We start from the raw sequence: 15,886 nt of genomic DNA, 5'->3' as shown, positions 1-15,886 counted from the left end.
CAAATTTGGAACGTTCCAATTATTTAAGCCCCAAGCTGGCGAAAGCCGAGGAGGAATTCATGGCGAAGGGGCGGGTCACCGTCATTGACATTGCGAAGGCCGCCGGCGTTTCGAAGTCGACGGTTTCCCTGGTCTTGCAGGGATCTCCGCTCGTGAATGAAGGGACGCGTTCCAAGGTGAATGCGGCCATGCGCGAGCTGGGTTATGTCTATAATCGTGGGGCGGCGAACCTTCGTCAGGCCGGCGCGAAATCGAAGATCATTGGGGTCGTCGTCAACGACCTGACCAACGGCTTCTTTGCCGAGCTCGCCGTCGGTGTCGACATGGTCGTGCAGTCCGCCGGCTTTGTGCAATTCCTTTCCAATACAAGCGAGAGCATAGATCGTCAGCGGGAAGTCATTGCCTCGATGCGAGAGCACGGAATCTCCGGGCTCATCGTCTCTCCGGCGCGCGCCACCGAATCCGTCGATTTCAAGCCGCTTGTCGCCGCCGGCATTCCGGTGGTTGTCGTGGTTCGCAACCTGCCGGGCGCGAAGGTCTCGTCGGTCGTGTCCGATAATCAGGGAGGAACGTCAGCGGCCGTCGAGCATCTGGCGTCCTTGGGGCATACTCGAATTGCGTTTCTCGGCGGTTTTCCGGATACGGCGGTCTTCGAGGAGCGTCTGGAAGGCTATGTCGACGGTCTGAAAGCGGCGGGGCTCGGCTTTCATGAAGAGCTGGTTGTGTCGTCAGCGCCCTCGAGGGCGGGCGGTGTCGATGCAATCGGGCGCGCGATGACGATGAGCGATCGGCCGACGGCAGCGGTCTGTTTCAATGACGCCGTTGCGTTCGGTGTGTGTGACGGTCTGCGCGCGCGGCGCATGGAGCCCGGTCGAGACTTCGCTGTCGTCGGCTTCGACGACGTCATCGAGGCGCAGACGGCCGTTCCTGCTTTGACGACAGTTTCCGTCGATCCGCAAGGCATGGGCCGGCGTACGGCACAGCTTCTGCTCAAGCAGATCAACGCAGGCAAGGCGGAACCCGAAAGTGTGACGACCGCCGTCCGGCTCGTCGTTCGCGAAAGCTGCGGCGCCGCCCAGAAAAAAGCAGGGAGGAAGACGGCATGACGATTCGCTGGGGCCTGATTGGCGCGAGCACCATTGCACGCGAGTGGGTGATTGGTGCGATCCGCGCGACGGGTGGCGATATCGCTTCCGTCATGAGTTCGAATGCTGAGCGCGGTCAGTCCTATGCGAAGGAGAACGGCATCCCGAAGCATGTTTCCGACGTCGCGGCCTTGGTCAACGATCCCGCGGTCGATGCCGTCTATATCTCCACGACGAATGAGCTTCATTGCGACCAGGCGATCGCGGCGGCACGCGCCGGCAAGCATGTCCTTTGCGAAAAGCCGTTGGCGATGTCGCTGCGAGATGCGCATGCGATGGCAAAGGCGGCGAATGACGCTGGCGTCGTGCTTGCCACCAACCATCATCTCCGCAACGCCTCCACTCACATCGCCATGCGCGACGCGATTGCGGCCGGCAAAATCGGCAAGCCGCTTGCCGCGCGCGTCTTTCATGCCGTGTATCTGCCAGCTCACCTGCAAGGCTGGCGACTGGACAAGCCGGAGGCTGGTGCCGGCGTCATTCTTGACATCACTGTTCACGACACCGACACGCTGCGGTTCGTTCTCGGGCGTGATCCGGTGGAGGTCGTTGCATTCTCGCAGGCGGCGGGGATGGGTAAGCCTGGCGTCGAAGATGGCGTCATGGGCGTGATGCGTTTCGAGGACGGTATCCTCGCGCAGTTTCATGATGCCTTCACCACCAAATATGCCGAAACCGGCTTTGAGGTGCATGGTACCGAAGGCTCGCTGATCGGCCGCAATGTCATGACCCAGCGGCCGGTTGGAACGGTGACGTTGAAAAACGCCGATGGCGAGCAGCAGCTGCCGACCAATGCGATCAGTCTCTACGAAACTGCGCTCAAGGCCTTCCATGCCGCGGTAGCCGGCAAGGGCCGTCCTTCGGCGACAGTGGAGGATGGAATCTGGTCGCTCGCAACGGGCCTCGCGGTTGTCGAGGCTGCGAGAAGCGGCGCCGTCGTAAAAATCAAAACAGGACTTTGAGTAATCCCGATGAGCAAGCACATCACGCCGGCCGAAGCTGCCGCACTGATCCCCGACGGAGCCGTCGTATCCGTGTCGTCATCGAGCGGCCTCGGTTGCCCCGACCTGATGCTGAAGGCGATTGGCGAGCGTTTCGACAGCACCGGCCACCCCCGCGATCTCACGACGCTACACCCGATCGCAGCAGGTGACATGAGCGGCATCAAGGGTGTCGACTATATCGCCAAGAAGGGACTGCTGAAAAAGATCCTCGGTGGTTCCTATCCATCGGGCCCATCCAGCGCGGAGCCGCCGCTGATCTGGCAGATGATCACCAACAACGAGATTCCGGCCTACAACATCCCGTCGGGCATCATGTTCGATATTCATCGAGAAGCCGCTGCCAAGCGCCCTGGGGTCCTGACGAAGGTCGGTATCGACACCTTCGTCGATCCGAGAAGACAGGGCTGCGCGATGAACGACCTGGCTGCGGAGGAGCCGGTGGTCAAGCGCGTCGTGTTCGAAGGAGAGGATTGGCTGTTCTTCCCGTCGATCGTGCCGCAGATCGCTATCATTCGTGCAACGACGGCCGACGAGCGTGGCAATCTTACCTATGAGCACGAGGGTGCCTATCTCGGCGGCCTGGATCAGGCGCTTGCTGCCCGCAACAATGGCGGCATCGTGATCGCCCAGGTCAAGCGCATCACCAAGGAAGGTTCGCTGAAGCCGCATGACGTGCGTGTGCCTGGCATGTTGGTTGATTATGTCATCGTCGATCCGGACCAGAAGCAAACCACGCAGACGCTTTACGATCCGGCCATTTCAGGCGAAATTTTCCGGCCGCTCGATACCTTCCGCGTTCCGGAATTCAATATCCAGAAGGTCATTGCCCGCCGCGTGGCTCCGGAGCTTGAGGCCGGTAGCTGCGTCAACCTCGGATTCGGTATTTCCGCCAACGTGCCGCGCATCCTGCTTGAGGAAGGGCTGCACGGCTCGGTCACCTGGGTGATCGAACAGGGCGCCGTCGGTGGTGTTCCGTTGTTGGATTTTGCGTTCGGCTGCGCCTCCAACGCTGATGCCTATATGCCGTCGCCATACCAATTCACCTACTTCCAGGGTGCCGGCTTCGATGCTTCGCTCCTGTCTTTCCTCGAAATCGGCAGGGACGGCTCTGTCAACGTTTCGAAACTTTCGTTCCGACCGCACGTCACGGCCGGGGCAGGCGGCTTCGTCGATATCACGGCGCGGGCGAAGAAGATCGTGTTCTCCGGCATGTTCAACGCGGGTGCGAAGCTTGCGATCGCTGACGGCAAGCTGGTCATCGAGAAGGAAGGCAAGCTGAAGAAGCTCGTCAACGAGGTCGAGCATGTCACCTTCTCCGGCAAGCGGGCGATCGAGCAGGGGCAGGACATCACTTATGTCACCGAGCGGTGCGTGATGAAGCTGACTCCGGAAGGTGTTGTCCTGACGGAAATCGCACCTGGCGTCGACCTGCAGACCCACATCCTCGATCAGTCCGAGTTCCCGCTCATCGTGGCAAAGGACCTCAAGGTCATGGATGCGAAGCTCTTCGCCGAAGCGAACATCGGTCTGTCTCTGCCGGAGAAGGGCGCCCGCGTGCTCGAGGGTGTCTTCCATGGCTAGCGGCACGGTCAGAGTTCAGGTCGAGGATCACATCGCGATCATGACGGTATCGCGGCCGGAGAAGCTGAACGCGCTTGATCTGGACATGCTGAAGGCGTTGGCGGATGCGGCCGATGAAGTCGAGGCAAACGCCGACGTGCGCGCTGCGATCCTGACGGGTGAGGGCAAGGGCTTCTCGGCTGGCGGTGATATCAAGGCGTGGGGTGGAATGCGGCCGGAGGAGTTCGGCCATGCCTGGGTCCGCCATGGCCATCGCGTTTTCGAAAGGCTTGCAACACTGAGGGTGCCGCTGATTGCCGCCCTGAACGGCCACGCTCTCGGTGGCGGGCTGGAGCTTGCCGGTGTGGCGGACATTCGCATCGCCGAAGAGCACATCAAGATCGGACTACCGGAGACCGGTCTGGGCATGGTGCCAGGTTGGTCCGGCACGCAGCGTCTTGTGAAGCGTTTTGGTGCGCAGGTGGTGCGGCGCATGGCACTGGGTGGCGAGATCTTCACCGCCGACGAGGCTCGGGTGCTCGGCATCGTCGATGCCGTCACGTCGAGTGGAAACGCGGTGGAGGCCGCGAAGGAATATGCGCAACGGATCGCGTCGAGAGGCCCGGCGGCGCTGGAGATCGTGAAGCTGATGATCGCATCGGCCAATGGCGAGGACAACGGCACCGCCGTCGAAGCGCTCGGGTCGATCCTCGTCGCTAAAACTGCTGATCTCAGAGAGGGCGTCGCATCTTTCAGCGAGAAACGCCCGGCTAAATTCAAGGGAGAATGGTAATGACGGTTCTGGTTAATCCAAGAGCGCTTAGCGACCACAAGACCCGCGACTTCAGGATGCTGGTCGACGGCAAGTGGGAGGCCGGATCCGCCCAACCGATCGAGCGCGTTGCTCCGAGCCATGGCGTCGTTGTGAGCCGCTTTCCGACCGGCAGCAAGGCAGATGCCGAACGTGCGATCCTTGCTGCCCGTAAAGCCTTTGATCACGGTCCGTGGCCGCGGATGACCGCATCCGAACGGTCGGCGATTTTGCTCAAGGCCGCTGACCTGATCGCGGCTCGTGCGGAAGAACTGGCTTTCCTGGACGCGATCGAGGCAGGCAAGCCGATTTCGCAAGTGCGTGGCGAAATAGCCGGCTCCGTCGATATCTGGCGATATGCAGCGGCCCTTGCCCGCGATCTGCACGGTGAAAGCTACAACACGCTTGGAGACGGTACGCTGGGGGTCGTCCTGCGCGAGGCGATCGGCGTGGTGTCGATTATTACGCCCTGGAATTTCCCGTTCCTGATCGTCGGCCAGAAGCTGCCCTTTGCCCTTGCCGCTGGATGCACCACGGTCGTAAAGCCGTCGGAGCTCACTTCGGGATCGACCCTCGTCCTTGGCGAAATCTTGCAGGAAGCGGGCGTTCCGGACGGTGCCGTGAACATTGTCACCGGTACGGGACCGGAGGTCGGGGCCGTCCTGACCTCCCATCCAGAGGTCGACATGGTGTCGTTTACGGGCTCCACCGGTGTCGGCAAGCTGACGATGACGAACGCGGCGCAAACGCTGAAGAAGGTCTCGCTGGAACTCGGCGGCAAAAACCCGCAGATCGTGTTTCCCGATGCGGACCTCGACGCATTTATCGACGCCGCAGTCTTCGGTGCCTACTTCAATGCCGGCGAATGCTGCAATGCAGGGTCCCGCCTGATCCTGCACAAGAGTATCGCTTCCGACGTGGTCAAGCGTGTCGCGGAGCTCTCTAAGGACGTCAAGGTCGGCGATCCGCTCGATCCAACCACGCAAGTTGGTGCTATCATCACGCCGCAGCATCTGGAGAAGATCGCAGGCTACGTTGCCGGTGCGACCAGCGGCGGCGCGCAAGTTGCACATGGCGGCGAAAAGCTCGACCTGGGCATGGGGCAATACATGGCGCCGACCATCCTCGAAGCTGTGACGCCTGATATGGCGGTTGCGCGTGAAGAGGTCTTCGGCCCTGTGCTCTCCGTGCTCACGTTCGAAACCAGAGCGGAGGCGATCGAGATCGCAAACGCGATCGACTACGGGCTTTCGGCCGGCGTCTGGAGCCGCGATTTCGATACCTGCCTGACCGTCGGGCGCAAGGTGAGAGCGGGGACAATCTGGATGAATACCTTCATGGACGGGGCGTCCGAGTTGCCGTTCGGTGGTTACAAACAATCCGGCCTCGGGCGTGAACTCGGTCGTCACGCAGTGGAGGATTATACCGAGACCAAGACGCTCAACATGCATATCGGCGGACGCACCGGCTGGTGGATGCCGCGCTAAGGTTACAGAGCGAAACGCAACCGAGAGAAAGGAGGGCAATATGGCTGGATCGACATTCGTAGATCGCACGACGTTCGCGCTTTGGCACTCGCATGCCTCTTGCTTCCTCATGCCCGCACCTGCTGGTCGATCGTGCGGACGATTACGGTCCGCCGTTTCCAGAGAGCGGCGGCTGCGGCGTCAGCAGGACCTGCAACTGATCCATGTCCGTCTCGCCGCCGATCCGTTCCTTGAGGATGCGGCCGATCTGCTCGCCGGTGGCCGTCAGGTCCTCATAGATGGTCTCGACCTTCGGTTGGATGGCGGAAAGGAGCTGCGAGGTCTGCTTGGCGACAATGTCGTATTCGACGCCAAGGGTGCGTCCGCAGTCGCTCATGCCGGTGATGGTGGCAAGTGCGCACACTTCGCCACCGCAGGTGAAGGCGTCGGGCGGATCGGGTTCGCGATGACGTCGCGCGATGCGATCGCGAATCGCGCCAGCCGGATGGTCGAGGTCTATATCGGAGATGACCTCATAGGCGCAGCCGGCTTCACGCACCGCCGTCATGAAGCCGTGCAGGATGTGACTGCCGAAGCTGAATTGCATCGGTCCGCTGATCAGCGCCGGTTTGCGGCGCCCCTTGGCGATCAGGCGTTTGGTTGCCTCGTAGGAGAAGGTGAAGTTGTCATAGTCGACGTAGGCGTGCGGGGTCGACAGTTCCGTGCGGCCATGGGTGACGAACGGAAAATCGTGCTCCATCAGCAATCGCACGCGCGGGTCGAAAGGCTCGGTGCGCGACAGCACCAGGCCATCGGCCATGTGGTTGCGCATGATGTAGTTGACCGCATCGATGTTGGTGGTGTGCGGCAGGTTCGGCATGACGATCAGGTGATAGGCGGTTCCTTGCAGGGCATTGGCGATGCCGGACATGATGGAAGTGCCGTAGCCGAGGATTTCCTCGTGCGGTTCCAGCAGGATGGCGATGACATTCGTCCGGCCGGTCTTCAGGCGCTGGGCGGCGCGATCAGGGGAGTACCCGACCTCAATCGCGATCTCGCGGACGCGCTTGCGGGTTTCGTGATTGATCACCGGGTCGTCGGACAACGCCCGCGATACCGTGGTTACGGCAAGGCCAGCCATATCGGCGATGGTGCGCAGCGTCGGCTTGCCGCTCCTGCGGGTCGATGTGGTCGTGGGCGGCATTGCGACGCGAGGCACGCTCGGCATTCCTCCAAAGGGCTCGAATGGCGGGACACTAACGCGACGGCGAAGCCGATGCAATGCTGGACTGGAAACGTTTTAAATTTCGGCGTCTATTCGGTTCGTCTTCTAGCTACTTCTAAAAATGAAGTAAAAACAGGTGTTAACGTGCCGTTGTGCTGACGTGGAAAGGTAACGCGGGTGACTTGACTTGGTCAAGTTTATAACGTTTTAAATAACTTACGCGGCGTTCGCGCCGTGGTAACCAAAGCCTTCGTGCGGGGAGTGTGCGCGGGCTTTTGAACGCGGATATTCCGCTTTTGTAAACTTGCAATCCGGGAGGAAAACGATGCGCAAGTTTTTGATGACGACTGCATTGGTGACGATGACCGTTGCCGGCCTTGGTGCTGCCAAGGCTGCTGACGTGAAGGAAGTACAGATGCTGCATTGGTGGACGTCGGGCGGCGAAGCTGCGGCCCTCAACGTCCTCAAGGAAGATCTGTCCAAGGAAGGATTTGCCTGGAAAGACGTGCCGGTCGCCGGCGGTGGTGGTGATGCGGCAATGACCGCGCTCAAGGCCATGGTTGCTGCGGGCACCTATCCGACGGCTTCGCAGATGCTCGGCTACACCGTTCTCGACTATGCGCAGGCTGGCGTCATGGGCGACCTAACGGAGACGGCAAAGAAGGAAGGCTGGGACAAGTCCGTTCCGGCAGCGCTGCAGAAGTTCTCCGTCTACGACGGCAAGTGGGTTGCTGCCCCTGTTAACGTTCACTCGGTCAATTGGCTGTGGATCAACAAGGCCGTCATGGAAAAGATCGGCGGCACCGAGCCGAAGACCTTCGACGACCTGATCGCTTTGCTCGACAAGGCCAAGGCAGCTGGTGTCACTCCGCTGGCGCTGGGTGGGCAGAACTGGCAGGAAGCCACAATGTTCGACTCGATTGTGCTGTCGACTGGCGGCCCCGAGTTTTACAAGAAGGCTATGAACGACCTCGACGAGGAGTCGCTGAAGTCGGACACGATGAAGAAGTCGTTCGACAATCTGCAGAAGATCGTCCAGTACGTCGACCCGAACTTCTCCGGACGTGACTGGAACCTCGCAACCGCCATGGTCATCAAGGGCGATGCACTCGTTCAGGTCATGGGCGACTGGGCAAAGGGCGAATTCGTAGCAGCCAAGAAGACCCCGAACACGGACTTCCTCTGCTACCGCTTCCCGGGCACTGACGGCAGCGTGATCTACAACTCCGACATGTTCGGCATGTTCAACGTGCCGGATGATCGCAAGGCGGCTCAGGTTGCGCTTGCAACGGCGACGCTCTCCAAGAGCTTCCAGTCTGCATTCAACGTCGTCAAGGGCTCGGTTCCGGCCCGTACAGACGTTCCTGATACCGACTTTGACGCTTGCGGCAAGAAGGGTATCGCCGACCTGAAGGCTGCCAACGAAGGCGGCACGCTGTTCGGCTCGCTGGCACAGGGCTACGGCGCTCCTCCGGCAGTTGCCAACGCCTATAAGGACGTCGTCTCCAAGTTCGTGCATGGCCAGATCAAGACCTCCGATCAGGCGGTCGAAGAACTCGTCAAGGCAATTGAAGACGCCAAGTAACTAAGGCCTCCCGCGGTCTTCCCCGCCTTCGTGGCGGGGAAGATTCCGCAACGGACGACATCGTCGGAGGAGATGACACCCCATGAGCACCATCGCTACAGATAAAACCGTTCTCACCTCGCATCGTGGAACGCCCATTTCAATCCGCGCGCGCCTGCAGGACGCGCTGCCGAAGATCGTGCTCGCGCCGAGTTTCGCAATCACGCTTGTTTTCGTCTACGGCTTCATCATCTGGACGGTCTATCTGTCCTTCACCAATTCCAAGACCTTCCCATCCTACGCACTAACCGGGCCGCGCGCCTATCAACGGCTCTGGCGCTGGACGTTTGAAAGCGATCCGCCCTCCAGCTGGTACACCTCGATCACCAACATGGGCATTTTCGGTTTCCTCTACATCGGCATCTGCCTGGCGCTCGGCCTGTTTCTGGCGATCCTGCTGGATCAGAAAATTCGAGGCGAGGGCATATTGCGGCCCATCTTCCTCTATCCGATGGCGCTGTCGTTCATCGTGACAGGCGTTGCCTGGAAATGGTTCCTCGATCCGGGTCTCGGCCTGGAGCAGACACTTCATCAGTTCGGCTGGACGAGCTTCCACTTCGACTGGATCAAGAACAAGGATTTCGTGATCTATACCGTGGTGATCGCCGGCGTTTGGCAGGCCTCCGGTTTCGTCATGGCGATGTTCCTCGCTGGCCTCCGCGGCATCGATAGCGAGATCATGAAGGCGGCACAGATCGACGGCGCAACGACGGTACAGCTCTATCGGCGCATCATTATTCCATTGCTGCGGCCGATCTTCCTCTCGGCCTTCATCGTGCTCGCCCACATGGCGATCAAGTCCTATGACCTTGTCGTGGCGCTGACCTCAGGCGGCCCCGGTGGCTCGGCCTGGCTGCCATCCAACTTCATGTACGAATACACCTTCAAGCGGAACGAGATGGCGGTTGGTTCAGCCAGCGCCGTGATCATGTTGATGACGATCTCGGCAATCATCGTTCCCTATCTCTATTCGGAACTGCGGGAGAAATCGCGATGAGCGCTGTCACCTCGACTCTTCCAAGCGCGGCCAGCGCGTCACGCTCCAAAATGTTCAGCCGGATCTTCATCTACGGTCTGTTGGTCATCTTCGCGATCATCTACCTGATGCCGCTGTTCGTCATGCTGGTGACCTCGTTCAAGACGATGGACGAGATCCAAAGTGGCAATATGCTGGCGCTGCCGAAGGCGCCGACCATCGAACCCTGGTTCAAGGCCTGGGGAGAGGCCTGCGTCGGTCTCACCTGCGCCGGCATCAAGGGCTACTTCTGGAACTCGATCAAGATGGTGGTTCCGGCGGTGGCGATCTCCACGATCATGGGGGCGCTGAATGGCTATGTGCTGACGAAATGGCGCTTTCCTGGCCACACTCTGGTCTTCGGGTTGATGCTGTTTGCCTGCTTCATTCCGTTCCAGTCGGTGCTTCTGCCGATGGCGACGATTCTCGGCAGCCTCGGTCGGTTTGGGGCGACGTTGCGCGACCAAATCGGCATGTCGCTGGGCTTTGGCAATCCGACCGTCAATCTCGTCACCGTTCACGTGATTTACGGCCTCGGCTTCACGACGCTGTTCTTCCGCAACTACTATGAGGCCTTTCCGACCGAGTTAGTGAAGGCGGCGCAGGTGGACGGTGCAAGCTTCTTCCAGATCTTCCGCCGCATCATGCTGCCCAATTCACTGCCGATCATCGTCGTCACTGTGATCTACCAGTTCACCAACATCTGGAACGACTTCCTGTTTGCTTCGGCCTATGCGGGAACGGGCGATTCCATGCCGATGACGGTGGCGTTGAACAACGTCGTCAACACCTCCACCGGCGTCGTCGAATACAACGTCAACATGGCGGCGGCGATGATCGCAGCCCTTCCGACACTCCTCGTCTACATTCTCGCCGGCCGCTACTTCGTGCGTGGCCTGATGGCGGGCGCGGTTAAAGGATAATCCAATGGCTTTCCTCGAAATTTCCGGTCTCAAGAAGCGTTTCGGCTCATTGGAGATCCTCAAGGGCATCAACGTTGAGCTGGAGAAAGGTGGCTTCCTCGTGCTGGTCGGTCCGTCCGGGTGCGGCAAGTCGACCTTGCTCAACACGATCGCCGGTTTGGAATCGATCACCGAGGGTGACATCCGCGTCGATGGCCGGAGCATCGCCGACCTGCATCCGTCGAAGCGCGATATCGCCATGGTGTTCCAGAGCTACGCGCTCTATCCGAACATGACGGTCGCCGGAAACATCTCCTTCGGCATGGAGATGCGCGGCGTACCGGTGGAAGAGCGCAACAAGGCCATCGACAAGGTCGCCAAGGTGCTGCAGATCGGCCACCTGCTCAATCGCAAGCCGAGCCAGCTGTCGGGCGGCCAGCGGCAGCGCGTCGCCATGGGGCGCGCGCTCGTGCGGGATCCCAAGCTGTTCCTGTTCGATGAACCGCTTTCGAACCTGGACGCCAAGCTGCGTGTCGACATGCGCATCGAGATCAAGCGTCTGCACCAGGCGACCGGCACGACGATCGTCTATGTCACCCATGACCAGATCGAGGCGATGACGCTTGCCACCAAGATCGCGGTCATGCGGGATGGCGAAGTACAGCAGTTTGGAACGCCCGCAGAAATCTACAACAACCCGGCAAACATGTTCGTCGCCGACTTCATGGGTTCGCCGGCCATGAACCTTCTGTCGGGCACGATCGAGAAGGCCGCCTCGGGATTGACCGTGTCACTGGCTCGGCCTCATGGAGAACCGATCAAGCTTCCAGTTTCGTCGGGCAATGGTGCGCTTGAGGCACATGCGGGCCGGGAGATTGTCTTCGGCATCCGCCCGGAGGCGCTGACCGACCCGGATGGTGCAGACCGCAACGCCAAGGCTCTTGCCGAGAGCGACTGCCTGATCGAAGTGGTTGAACCGGCGGGATCGGACACGTTCGCCGTCACCAAGCTCGGTGGTAAAGAGGTTGTCGCGCGCCTGCGTGCGGACGCTCGCATTCAGGCCGGCCAGAATGCCCGCCTTGCGTTCAATCTCGATAAGGCCGTGTTCTTCGATCCGCAAAGCCAGACGCGCATCGCGTAGTCCGGTCTGGATTTTTGAGATGAACAGCACTCCTGATATCGTCATCATAGGCTCGGGCGTGGGTGGGTCGACTGTTGCCGCCGGACTGGCGGCGACCGGGGCCGAGATCCTGATCCTCGAGGCCGGCGACTTCATCGCCGATCGCCCGGAGAACCGCGACCAGCGGGCCATCTTCCAGCGCGGGCACTTTCGCCCGAAGGAGATGTGGTACGAGGCGGACGGCACGGCGTTCAATCCAGGCAACTACTACAATGTCGGCGGCAACTCGAAGTTCTACGGTGCGGTCCTTTCACGCTATCGCCGCGAGGATTTCACGGAGATCCGCCATAGGGAAGGTGTCTCGCCTGCGTGGCCATTTCCCTATGAGGTGCTTGAGCCGTGGTACAGCCGCGCGGAACGGATGTACGAGGTTCGGGGCAACCTCGGAGATGACCCCACAGAGCCCGCCCACTCAAGCGGTTATGAGTATCCGCCGGTGCCCGACGAGCCGCCGGTTGCCGATGTCAGAGCAAGACTGAAGGCGAAGGGGCTGCACCCATTTTCGCTGCCGTTGGGCGTGAACATCGACGCCTGGATAGCCAAGGCCAGGACGCCCTGGGACGCGCACCCGAACTCTCGCGATGGGAAAATGGATGCGGAGACCGCCGCGCTGCTCAAGGCGTTGAAATTTCCGAACGTTCGTCTCGAGACGAACGCCAAGGTGACGAGGCTCGAGGCAGGAGAAAACGGGAATATCGAGCGGGTCCGCTACCGCAAGAACGACGAGGATCTTGCTGTCGCTCCGAAGCTGGTCATTCTATCGGCCGGTGCCGTTCAGTCCGCCGTCCTGCTGCTGCGTTCGGCTGACGCGCGCCACCCGAAGGGGCTTGCAAATTCGTCCGATCAGGTCGGGCGGAATTTCATGAACCACAATTCGTCAGCGGTAATCGCCGTGTCGCCAACCTATCGGAACACGTCGGTCTACCAGAAAACGTTCGGGTTCAACGATTTCTACCTATCGGACGGCAACGGCGGGCCGCCGCTCGGGAACGTTCAGTTGCTGGGCAGGATCTCGGCTCAGGTGTTGAAGGGCTCGCTGTCCTGGGCCCCGGAATGGCTGCTCCAAAACATCACCGGCCATGCCATCGATTTCTATGCGATGAGCGAGGATATACCTCACCCGGAAAGTCGCGTGCGCGTGGACGGAGACCGTATCGTCCTGCAGTGGCAGCGGACAAATTGGGATGCGCATCTCGAACTGGTTTCGAAGCTGAAGGCCGTTCTCAAGTCGATCGGCTTCCCGATCGTCCTCTCGAAGCCGTTCGACAAGCGCACGCCTTCCCACCAGTGCGGTACCGTCAGGATCGGCAATGACCCCGCCAGCGCGCCGCTAGATCCTTATTGCCGTTCCTACGATCACCAGAACCTCTTTGTGGTGGATGCCAGCTTCCTGCCGACCTCGGCTGCGGTAAACCCCGCCCTCACGGTCGCCAGTCAGGCATTGCGGGTCGCCGACCACATTGCTTCGAAGGACCTGCGAGCATGACGGAAGGTGTCGAAAGGCCAGTCGCAATTGTAACCGGCGGACGACGCGGCATCGGTCTTGGGATCGCGAGCGCGCTGGCCAAAAGCGGCCACAACATCGTGATTACAGGTGTCGGAGCGGCGGAGGAGAGCAGGGACGTCATCGACGGGCTTCGCGGCTTCGGGATCGATGCGGTCTATCTGCAGGCGGATGTCTCGGACGTTTCCAGACATGATGAAACGGTCCGCGCGGTCCTTTCGAACTTTGGCCGTATCGATTGCCTCGTCAACAACGCCGGCATGGCAGCGGTCGTCCGTGGCGACTTCCTAAGTCTGCTTCCGGAAAATTTCGACACGATCATGGCGACGAACCTCAAGGGCACGGTGTTTTTCACGCAGGCCGTCGTGAAGGCAATGCTCGTGACGGGTGCCGTTCCCCATCCGAGATCGATCATCAACATCACGTCTGTCTCAGCCGAAGCCAGCTCGCCGGAGCGACTGGACTATTGCATCAGCAAGGCCGGTCTTGCCGCCTTCTCGCAGGGACTAGCACTGCGGCTCGCCGACTCGGGAATTGCCGTCTTCGAAGTGCGCCCCGGGATCATCCGGACCGACATGACGGCCGGCGTGACGTCGAAATACGACGCCCTCATCGACAGCGGCCTCGTCCCGATGAAACGATGGGGCGAGGCGGATGACCTCGGAAAAATCTGTGCGGCGCTGGCATCCGGTGACTTCGGTTTTGCCACCGGCACCGTGATCGACGCCGATGGCGGCCTGTCCATTCCTCGCTTGTAACGGGATAGAAATATGCGTTTCGACTACATCATTACCGGCGCCGGCCCTGCGGGATGCGTGCTTGCCAATCGCCTCAGCGAAGATCCCAACGTCAACGTCTTGCTGCTTGAGGCGGGTGGAGGCGACTGGAATCCGTTGTTCCATATGCCTGCGGGCTTTGCGAAAATGACGAAGGGTGTTGCGAGCTGGGGCTGGGAGACCGTGCCGCAGAAACACATGAAGGGCAGGGTGCTTCGCTATACACAGGCGAAGGTGATCGGCGGCGGCTCATCGATCAATGCCCAGCTTTATACGCGGGGTAACGCTGCAGACTACGACCTCTGGGCAAGCGAGGACGGATGTGAGGGCTGGGACTACCGCTCGATCTTGCCCTACTTCAAGCGCGCCGAAGACAATCAGCGCTTCGCCGATGACTATCATTCCTACGGCGGCCCGCTCGGTGTCTCGATGCCTGCCTCTCCGCTGCCGATCTGCGACGCCTATATCCGGGCCGGGCAGGAACTCGGCATTCCCTACAATCATGACTTCAATGGCCGGCAGCAGGCGGGTGTCGGTTTCTATCAGTTGACGCAGCGGGACCGCCGCCGATCATCGGCATCGTTGGCGTATCTTTCTCCGATTAAGGCCCGAAAGAACCTGGTAGTCCGGACAGGCGCAAGAGTTGCGCGCATCGTCCTCGAGGGCCATCGTGCCGTCGGTGTCGAGATCGCGACGGAGCGCGGCTCCGAGATCGTCCGTGCCGAACGCGAGGTGCTTGTGTCGTCCGGTGCGATTGGGTCGCCCAAGTTGCTGCTTCAATCGGGGATCGGTCCGGCCGACCACCTTAAGTCGGTCGGGGTCAAGGTCCGCCACGATCTGCCGGGCGTCGGTGGCAACCTTCAGGATCACCTTGATCTATTCGTCATTGCCGAGTGCACGGGCGACCACACCTATGACGGGGTTGCGAAACTTCACCGAACGATCTGGGCGGGCGTTCAGTATGTGCTGTTCCGAACCGGCCCGGTCGCCTCCTCTCTCTTTGAGACCGGCGGCTTCTGGTATGCCGACCCGGATGCGCGGTCGCCGGATATCCAGTTCCATCTTGGCTTGGGATCCGGGATCGAGGCTGGGGTTGAGCGCCTGAAGAACGCTGGTGTCACTCTGAATTCGGCTTATCTTCATCCTCGCTCTCGGGGAACCGTGCGACTTTCCTCGGCTGATCCGGGCGCTGCGCCGCTGATCGATCCGAACTACTGGTCCGACCCACATGACAAGGTTATGTCCCTCGAAGGGTTGAAGATTGCTCGCGAGATCATGCAGCAGGCGGCGCTCAAGCCGTATGTTCTGGCCGAGCGGCTGCCTGGACCGAAGGTCATGACCGATGAGCAGCTCTTCGACTATGGCTGTGCGAACGCGAAGACCGATCATCATCCGGTCGGCACCTGCAAGATGGGAACGGGACCGGAAGCTGTTGTCGGTCTCGATCTCAAGGTCCATGGTCTCGAGGGGCTTCGGGTATGCGATTCGTCGGTCATGCCGCGGGTCCCATCGTGTAACACCAACGCACCGACCATCATGGTTGGCGAACGAGGCTCCGACCTTATCCGTGGACTGCCGCCGTTGCCTGCAGCGATTTTTGCTCATGAGCGCAACGAGACGCGGCCGAGGGCAAGAGCGACCGTCCGCTAGACCGGGCATTCGGACGGCGAACTT

At 60.6% G+C, this 15,886-nt stretch carries 13 protein-coding genes; 12 read left to right on the top strand and 1 reads right to left on the bottom strand.

Annotated elements, in window-relative coordinates:
* Window positions 1-59 precede the first annotated feature (59 nt).
* The 5 genes from FHT97_RS14180 to FHT97_RS14160 are packed head-to-tail and all read left to right on the top strand — an operon-like array spanning window position 60 to window position 6,007.
* Window positions 60-1,106 carry a LacI family DNA-binding transcriptional regulator gene (locus FHT97_RS14180; protein ID WP_183862981.1) on the top strand — a complete coding sequence of 349 codons (1,047 nt, stop codon included), beginning with the start codon at window positions 60-62 and terminating at the stop codon, window positions 1,104-1,106.
* Complete coding sequence (locus FHT97_RS14175) at window positions 1,103-2,107, top strand: Gfo/Idh/MocA family oxidoreductase (RefSeq protein WP_183862979.1); 1,005 nt, start codon at window positions 1,103-1,105, stop codon at window positions 2,105-2,107. The genes FHT97_RS14180 and FHT97_RS14175 overlap by 4 nt, the downstream gene beginning before the upstream one ends.
* Window positions 2,108-2,116: 9 nt before the next feature.
* A complete protein-coding gene (locus tag FHT97_RS14170; protein WP_183862977.1) occupies window positions 2,117-3,730 on the top strand; it encodes an acyl CoA:acetate/3-ketoacid CoA transferase in 1,614 nt (537 codons plus the stop codon).
* The gene (locus tag FHT97_RS14165) at window positions 3,723-4,502 is read left to right on the top strand and encodes an enoyl-CoA hydratase/isomerase family protein (RefSeq protein WP_183862975.1); all 780 of its coding nucleotides are present in this window, start codon (window positions 3,723-3,725) and stop codon (window positions 4,500-4,502) included. Before FHT97_RS14170 ends, FHT97_RS14165 begins: the two co-directional genes overlap by 8 nt.
* The gene (locus FHT97_RS14160) at window positions 4,502-6,007 is read left to right on the top strand and encodes an aldehyde dehydrogenase family protein (protein ID WP_183862973.1); all 1,506 of its coding nucleotides are present in this window, start codon (window positions 4,502-4,504) and stop codon (window positions 6,005-6,007) included. Before FHT97_RS14165 ends, FHT97_RS14160 begins: the two co-directional genes overlap by 1 nt.
* Before the next feature lie 142 nt (window positions 6,008-6,149).
* On the opposite strand, the gene FHT97_RS14155 is transcribed toward FHT97_RS14160, so the two are convergent.
* Window positions 6,150-7,214: a LacI family transcriptional regulator gene (locus tag FHT97_RS14155; protein WP_246712627.1), complete on the bottom strand. Its 1,065-nt coding sequence runs from the start codon at window positions 7,212-7,214 to the stop codon at window positions 6,150-6,152.
* Window positions 7,215-7,536: 322 nt separating this feature from the next.
* Between FHT97_RS14155 and FHT97_RS14150 the strand changes: the two genes are divergently transcribed.
* From FHT97_RS14150 to FHT97_RS14120, 7 genes are all read left to right on the top strand, one after another.
* A complete protein-coding gene (locus FHT97_RS14150; protein WP_016554386.1) occupies window positions 7,537-8,796 on the top strand; it encodes an ABC transporter substrate-binding protein in 1,260 nt (419 codons plus the stop codon).
* Between the two features lie 82 nt (window positions 8,797-8,878).
* A complete protein-coding gene (locus tag FHT97_RS14145; RefSeq protein ID WP_016554385.1) occupies window positions 8,879-9,832 on the top strand; it encodes a sugar ABC transporter permease in 954 nt (317 codons plus the stop codon).
* Window positions 9,829-10,773 carry a carbohydrate ABC transporter permease gene (locus FHT97_RS14140; protein WP_016554384.1) on the top strand — a complete coding sequence of 315 codons (945 nt, stop codon included), beginning with the start codon at window positions 9,829-9,831 and terminating at the stop codon, window positions 10,771-10,773. Before FHT97_RS14145 ends, FHT97_RS14140 begins: the two co-directional genes overlap by 4 nt.
* Window positions 10,774-10,777: 4 nt before the next feature.
* A complete protein-coding gene (locus tag FHT97_RS14135; RefSeq protein ID WP_183756224.1) occupies window positions 10,778-11,893 on the top strand; it encodes an ABC transporter ATP-binding protein in 1,116 nt (371 codons plus the stop codon).
* 19 nt (window positions 11,894-11,912) lie between these two features.
* Window positions 11,913-13,418, top strand: a complete 1,506-nt coding sequence (locus tag FHT97_RS14130; RefSeq protein WP_183862971.1) for a GMC family oxidoreductase — start codon at window positions 11,913-11,915, stop codon at window positions 13,416-13,418.
* Entirely contained in the window at window positions 13,415-14,194 is a 780-nt protein-coding gene (locus FHT97_RS14125) for a 3-ketoacyl-ACP reductase (protein ID WP_183862969.1), read from the top strand. Before FHT97_RS14130 ends, FHT97_RS14125 begins: the two co-directional genes overlap by 4 nt.
* Before the next feature lie 12 nt (window positions 14,195-14,206).
* Window positions 14,207-15,862 carry a GMC family oxidoreductase N-terminal domain-containing protein gene (locus tag FHT97_RS14120; RefSeq protein WP_183862967.1) on the top strand — a complete coding sequence of 552 codons (1,656 nt, stop codon included), beginning with the start codon at window positions 14,207-14,209 and terminating at the stop codon, window positions 15,860-15,862.
* Window positions 15,863-15,886 lie beyond the last annotated feature (24 nt).

The sequence above is a fragment of the Rhizobium sp. BK399 genome (assembly GCF_014194695.1).
In the GTDB taxonomy this organism is placed as follows: domain Bacteria; phylum Pseudomonadota; class Alphaproteobacteria; order Rhizobiales; family Rhizobiaceae; genus Rhizobium.
The sequence above is the reverse complement of the archived record's forward strand: the minus strand, read 5'-3'. Positions and strand labels throughout refer to the sequence as shown.